The 5,830-nt window shown below is 31.4% G+C and carries 5 protein-coding genes; 4 read left to right on the top strand and 1 reads right to left on the bottom strand.

Translation table 11 applies throughout. The annotated features are described in order from the left end of the window. Positions 1 to 67 precede the first annotated feature (67 nt). On the bottom strand, positions 68 to 1,144 hold the full coding sequence (gene prfA / locus B2145_RS12155; RefSeq protein WP_291102620.1) for a peptide chain release factor 1: 1,077 nt from the start codon (positions 1,142 to 1,144) through the stop codon (positions 68 to 70). 471 nt (positions 1,145 to 1,615) lie between these two features. On the opposite strand from prfA, the gene B2145_RS12150 reads away from it, so the two are divergent. The 4 genes from B2145_RS12150 (at position 1,616) to B2145_RS12135 (ending at position 5,277) form a co-directional block, all read left to right on the top strand. Beyond that, positions 1,616 to 2,482 (top strand): CsgG/HfaB family protein, encoded by an 867-nt coding sequence (locus B2145_RS12150; protein ID WP_291102618.1) that lies wholly within the window; start codon positions 1,616 to 1,618, stop codon positions 2,480 to 2,482. 4 nt (positions 2,483 to 2,486) lie between these two features. Further along, positions 2,487 to 3,350, top strand: coding sequence for a DUF6175 family protein (locus B2145_RS12145; protein WP_291102616.1), 864 nt, complete (start codon positions 2,487 to 2,489; stop codon positions 3,348 to 3,350). Positions 3,351 to 3,352: 2 nt separating this feature from the next. Beyond that, positions 3,353 to 4,249 (top strand): hypothetical protein, encoded by an 897-nt coding sequence (locus tag B2145_RS12140; protein ID WP_291102614.1) that lies wholly within the window; start codon positions 3,353 to 3,355, stop codon positions 4,247 to 4,249. Between the two features lie 356 nt (positions 4,250 to 4,605). After that, positions 4,606 to 5,277: a hypothetical protein gene (locus tag B2145_RS12135; protein WP_291102612.1), complete on the top strand. Its 672-nt coding sequence runs from the start codon at positions 4,606 to 4,608 to the stop codon at positions 5,275 to 5,277. Positions 5,278 to 5,830: the final 553 nt, after the last annotated feature.

The following is a 5,830-nucleotide window of genomic DNA, read 5'->3' as shown; positions in this document are numbered from 1 at the left end:
ATCGTTTTTTCAGGACTAGACACTTTATTCTTTTCTCTTTATTCTTTTCTCTTTATTCTTTTCTCTTTTAAAATACCTCGCTGGCTTCTTTCAGTTTTTCCATATTGTTGACCAATTGCAATTCGTCAACAATTTTCTGAATATCACCATTCATAATATTTCCCAAATCATACAACGTCAATCCCACTCGGTGATCCGTCACACGTCCTTGCGAGTAATTATAAGTTCTGATTTTTGCAGAACGGTCACCAGAACTCACTTGCGAAGTACGTTTAGTAGCATCTTCGGCTTGTTTTTTCGCCAATTCCTGTTCGTACAAACGAGAACGTAAAACCGTCAAAGCCTTATCTTTATTCTTATGCTGAGATTTTTGATCCTGACATTGCGCCACCAAACCCGTAGGAATGTGCGTCAAACGAACCGCTGATTTTGTTGTATTTACCGATTGTCCTCCAGGTCCAGAAGAACAGAAAAAATCGACACGAACATCGTTCATATCAATTTGAACATCAAATTCTTCGGCTTCCGGAAGCACCATAACCGTCGCTGCCGAGGTGTGGACACGACCTTGCGTTTCCGTTTGCGGTACCCGTTGCACACGGTGAACACCGGCTTCAAACTTCAAAGTCCCATAAACATCTTCGCCTGTAACTTCAAAAATCACCTCTTTGAAACCACCCGAAGTTCCTTCGTTCATATCCACAACCGAAGTTCTCCAACCTCTATTTTCGCAATATTTGGTGTACATTCTAAACAAATTTCCCGCAAAAATACTGGCTTCATCGCCACCTGTTCCGGCGCGAATTTCGACCATCACGTTTTTGGCATCTTCCTCGTCTTTTGGAATCAACATAAACTTGATTTCTTCCTCTAATTCTGGCAATCTTTCTTTCGCTTCATCGAGTTGCATTTTGGCCATTTCAGTCATATCCGCATCACTTCCATCCGCTATAATTTCATTAGCTTCTTCAATATTGCCCATCAAAAGCACGTATTCATCACGCTTTTCGGTCAAGGCTTTCAATCCTTTATATTCTTGATTCAATTGCACATAACGTTTTTGGTCGCTGATCACATCGGGCTGAATAATCAAGTCCGAAATCTCGTCGAAACGCTGTTTTACTATTTGAAGTCTATCTAACATATTCTAATTCCTTTTATTGGAGTGCAAATTTAGTGAAAAGATTGCAGATTTTAGAATTTTTTTCAGGAGCTATTTCCAGCTGTCATTCCAATCTTTTTTGATAAAACTTGCTTCGCGTTTTATCAAAAAAGGATTTTCCCTTCCATCTGGGCTAAAAAAAAAATTACAAAAAAAACACCCTTTTACGGTTTCCCGTAAAATACCTAAAACAAAAGAAGTTACTTTTGAAAATGATATAAAAAGCATTGTGTTTTTATCCGTCTTTTCGGTATTAAGTTATATATTTGAAAATAAATAAACACTGACATTTATCAGGCAAAGCGACCTGATTTAGGTATAATAAGTCATATATAATCAGACTTATGCGCAAGTTGGCAGTAAGATTCACTCAACAAACCACAAAAGAAAAACTGCTTAAAGAAAACAAACAGAATAGTATAAATTAATAATAAACCAATTTAAAAAAGAAAAATGAAAAACGTTTACCTAACAGCAATTTTAACGCTACTAACATTTACAGGATTTTCACAAACTAAAACAGTAGTTGGAATCATGCCTTTTAAATCAGCATCTTCTAATGAAAATAGCAATTATTACAATAGGGGAAAACAAAATGAAAGTACAAATATAATTGCTATTCAAGATGCAGTAGCCGAAGCTTTTTTGAGTGCAAAAAGATTTACATTGGTGGAAAGGGAAAAAATGGAGCAAATTAAAGGTGAAAAAAAAATGCAACAAAGTGCTGACTACATTGATGGTCAAGTTGTTGAACAATCTAAATCTATGGGAGCTAGTTACATAGTTACTGGAAATATATCAGAAGCTGAGTTTGAAGAAAAACAAGATAATTACTCTTACTTTAATGTGATGAGTAGAAATGCTAAAATTTCATTTAGCATTAGAGTAATTGATGTTACAACTGGAGAAATTATGGCATCAGAAAAATTTTCTGCCGATGCAAAAGGCAAAGGAGCTTTTGATGTAGCTTTAAAAATAATTAAACCAAATATTGAAAAATTCATAAAGGATAATTTTAAAATTACAGCTTCCATTGCAGGCATTGAGGCAAAAAATGCTACTAATGAAGCAACAAAAGTTTTAATTTCTGGTGGAACTGCAATTGGATTAAAACCAACAACAACTTTAAAAGTTTTCGAATTAACATCATTAATGGTGGATGGTAAAAAAATACCTAGAAAAAAAGAAATTGGAAAAATTGTCGTTGAAAAAGTTGAAGATGAAAACTTTTCTATTTGTAATGTATTATCTGGTGGAGGAGATATTACAACTAAATCAGAAGCTGGAGCAAATTTAAAATGTGAAATAATTAGCGAATAAGTTTATGAAAAAATTAATATTATCATTAATTGTTTGTTTTACAACAGCAATTACTCTAGCCCAAACTTCAACTCAATTACCTAAAATAATGGTAATTCCATTTACAAAAGATGGAGAAGATTTAAGAACAATTTTAGATGAAAACATAAACAGCAGAATTGCAATTACAAAAATAAAAGAAGGTTTTGATAGTCGTGGCTTTACGACTGTTGATTTTGTTGGAAAACTAAAAATAGCAAAAGATAATCAAGTTTTTACATCTGATAATCAAACTGATATAAAATCGAAAATTATTGAAATGTCGGGTTGCGATGTTTATGTAGTTTCTGAAGTTGACACAAAAAAAGATAATACTGGCACAAGTGCCAGTATTATTATTTCTTCTTACGACACATCAACTGGTAATTCACTTTCAAATAAAGTTAGTAATTCTGGTAAATTTGAAACAGATGATACAGGAAGACTTGTAGCAAAAGCAGTTGATAAATGTATGGAAGAATTTATCGCAACTATGAATTTAAAATTTGCTGATATTCAAAAAAATGGCCGTTCTGTTTTGGTAGATTTTTCTTTTTCTGAAAACTCTCCATTTACCATGACAAGCCAAATCGGAAATGACAAACTTGCATTATCTGATGTTCTTGAAGAATGGTTTTCAACAAATTCTTTCAATAATAATTACCATATTCAAGGAACTACAAACTTGAAAATGCTTTTTGATGATGTCAAAATTCCAATTAAGGATAAAAATCAAAATAATTTCACTACAAATAAGTTTGCACTCGAAATATTTAAGTATTTAAAAACGCTTGGCTTAGAACCAAGTAAAGAAATAAAAGGAAGCACAATTTATTTAACAATCAATTAGATATGAAAAAAATATTTTTATTATTCTCAATAATTTTAGCAAATTTTAGTTTTGCACAAAATGCTGATTTTACTCTTGGCTTAATTCTTCCTGTACCAAGTCAAAAAATAAATGAAGTTCAAATTACAAAATTAGAAAGTAAATTATCTAATTTAATAAACAAATCAGGAGTTGTAACCTACGGATATAACAATGATTTTGTTGTTTTTCCCGTAATTAATATTGACGATACAAGTATGGTTCAAGGCGGAATGGAAAATATAACTGTTACAACAATTGATTTAACTTTAAATATAAAACAGATTTCGTCAAACAAATCATTTAATATCATTTCAAAGAAAATAAAAGGAAGTGGAAAAACAGAACAACTTGCAATAACAAATGCATTTTCATTAATAAAAGTAACAGATAAAGATTTAATAGAATTTATTACCAAGGGAAAAGAAAACATTTACAAATATTTTAATGAAAATTGCGCAAGTATTCAAAACAAAGCAACGAATCTTTACGCAAAACAAGATTTTGCACAAGCAATAAGTTTACTTCAATCAATTCCAGAAAATGGAAACAATTGTTTTGCAGAAGCTCAAAAAAAGGCACTTGTATATTATAAAGGTTATCAATCAAGACTTTGTAAAGAAAATATAACAAAAGCAAAATCTGAAATCGCAACAAAAAATTACGAAAATGCTTTGTCTTATTTGAATATGATTGACAGTAGTTCAAGTTGTTATCCAGAAGTTGGGAAATTAATAAATCAAATTTCTGACAAAGTTGAGAAAACTGAAAATAAAGAACTTGATTTAGAAAAAAGAAGAATTGATGCAATCAAAGAAATTGCAAAAACATATTATTCAAATTCTGTAAGATTAGTAAATTACAACATCATCGTAAGATAAACCCGCTCTGCATTCTATGATAAAAAACAACTGAAAAATGTTAAATTTAACTGGCAAATTTATAGGTGTTAATGTATGGTGTTTGTCTGTTAATTACCGAGAAAACTCGGCTAATAATTTTACAACGTATATTGTTTAAGACGAGCATTCCGTTTTTGCCTTCATCTTTCTTTTTTTGATAATATTCTTTGAGTTGCGGGTCTTATTTTATGGCAGTCATAGCACACATTTGAAGTAAAGACTTCATTTTTTTGTCCGCCAGATAATTTACTTTTGTTCTTCCTCTTACGCTGGACCCCCGCTAGCGCGAGCGTCTCGCTCGTGAACACAATCTTAATTTTCATAATTAACTTAAAATGAATAAATTATCATTAGAAGAAATTGAAAAAGCTATGCAAAACAATGTATGGCACTTTGGAAACGAAATTCTTTACAAAATGTGTAGAGAAAATTTTGAGCATACTAATGATGAGCATATTTTAGCAAAAATTTTATTTATTGGTAGAATTTATGCTGCTGCTATTGAAAGGCGAAAGACAAAAAATAATGATATTAATGACAATTTTTACATTGATGCTGTTGCTCCAGCATTTCGAAAATCTGAGATAGACAAATATTTAACTCAACTCAAAAGTTTTGAATCATTAGAAATTGACAATCTAAAATTTGCTTTGCAAACTCATTATTATTTGACCAAAGTAATAAATGAAATTACCGAACTTAACAAGCGTTCATTAGTATCAAAATATTTGCATTTCCATTTACCAGAATTGTTCTTTATATACGATACACGAGCAGTACAAGCCTTAAGGTATTTCATATCAAAAGTTCCAAATAGTTTAAAACATCTTCTAGAATTAGAAAATGTTGATACTGAATATTCAACATTCTTTTGTAAATGTTATACATTGAAAATTGAAATAGAAAACCAATTCAATTTAAAAATTTCAAATAGACATTTAGATAATTTACTAATAGAAAATGCTAATAGTAAGAATTCAGCACAAAAAATATTAGCTTTCAAATAGTCACGAGCGGGACGCTCGCGCTAGCTTTTACTAAAAAATTCTGTTTCCGAGATTTTATGATTTTTCTCTTTCGTTATTAAGAAAATGAAACGTAATCTTTAGCCCTGATGGAAGCGTCATCCCCCGCTAGCGCGAGCGTCCCGCTCGTGAACACAAACAAAAGTAAATACATTATAAATTGAAATTGGCACGAGCGGGACGCTCGCGCTAGCCTTTACTAGAAAAATCTGTTTCCAAGATTTTATGATTTTTCTCTTTCGTTATTATGAAAATGAAACGAAATCTTTAGCCCTGATGGAAGCGGCATCCCCCACTGGTGCTCATTTGCAACGAGTGCCAATTTTATTTAGAGCACAATCGTAGCGTTTTCAACGCGGGTATTTTCCCAAAAACATAGTTAGATAAACAAAGTAATCTCTAAACCGCCACATCGCTAAGCTGCGACACGATATCTTACAGCTTAAGTAATAATAAACTAATAAAATATGTTAAAATTCTTGAAATCTATTACTATTTTTCTAACATTTTTGTTATTAACCTGAATTCGATTAAT

This window comes from Flavobacterium sp. UBA5153 (genome assembly GCA_002413745.1).
GTDB lineage: Bacteria > Bacteroidota > Bacteroidia > Flavobacteriales > Flavobacteriaceae > Flavobacterium.
This window is presented reverse-complemented; position numbering and strand designations above follow the sequence as displayed.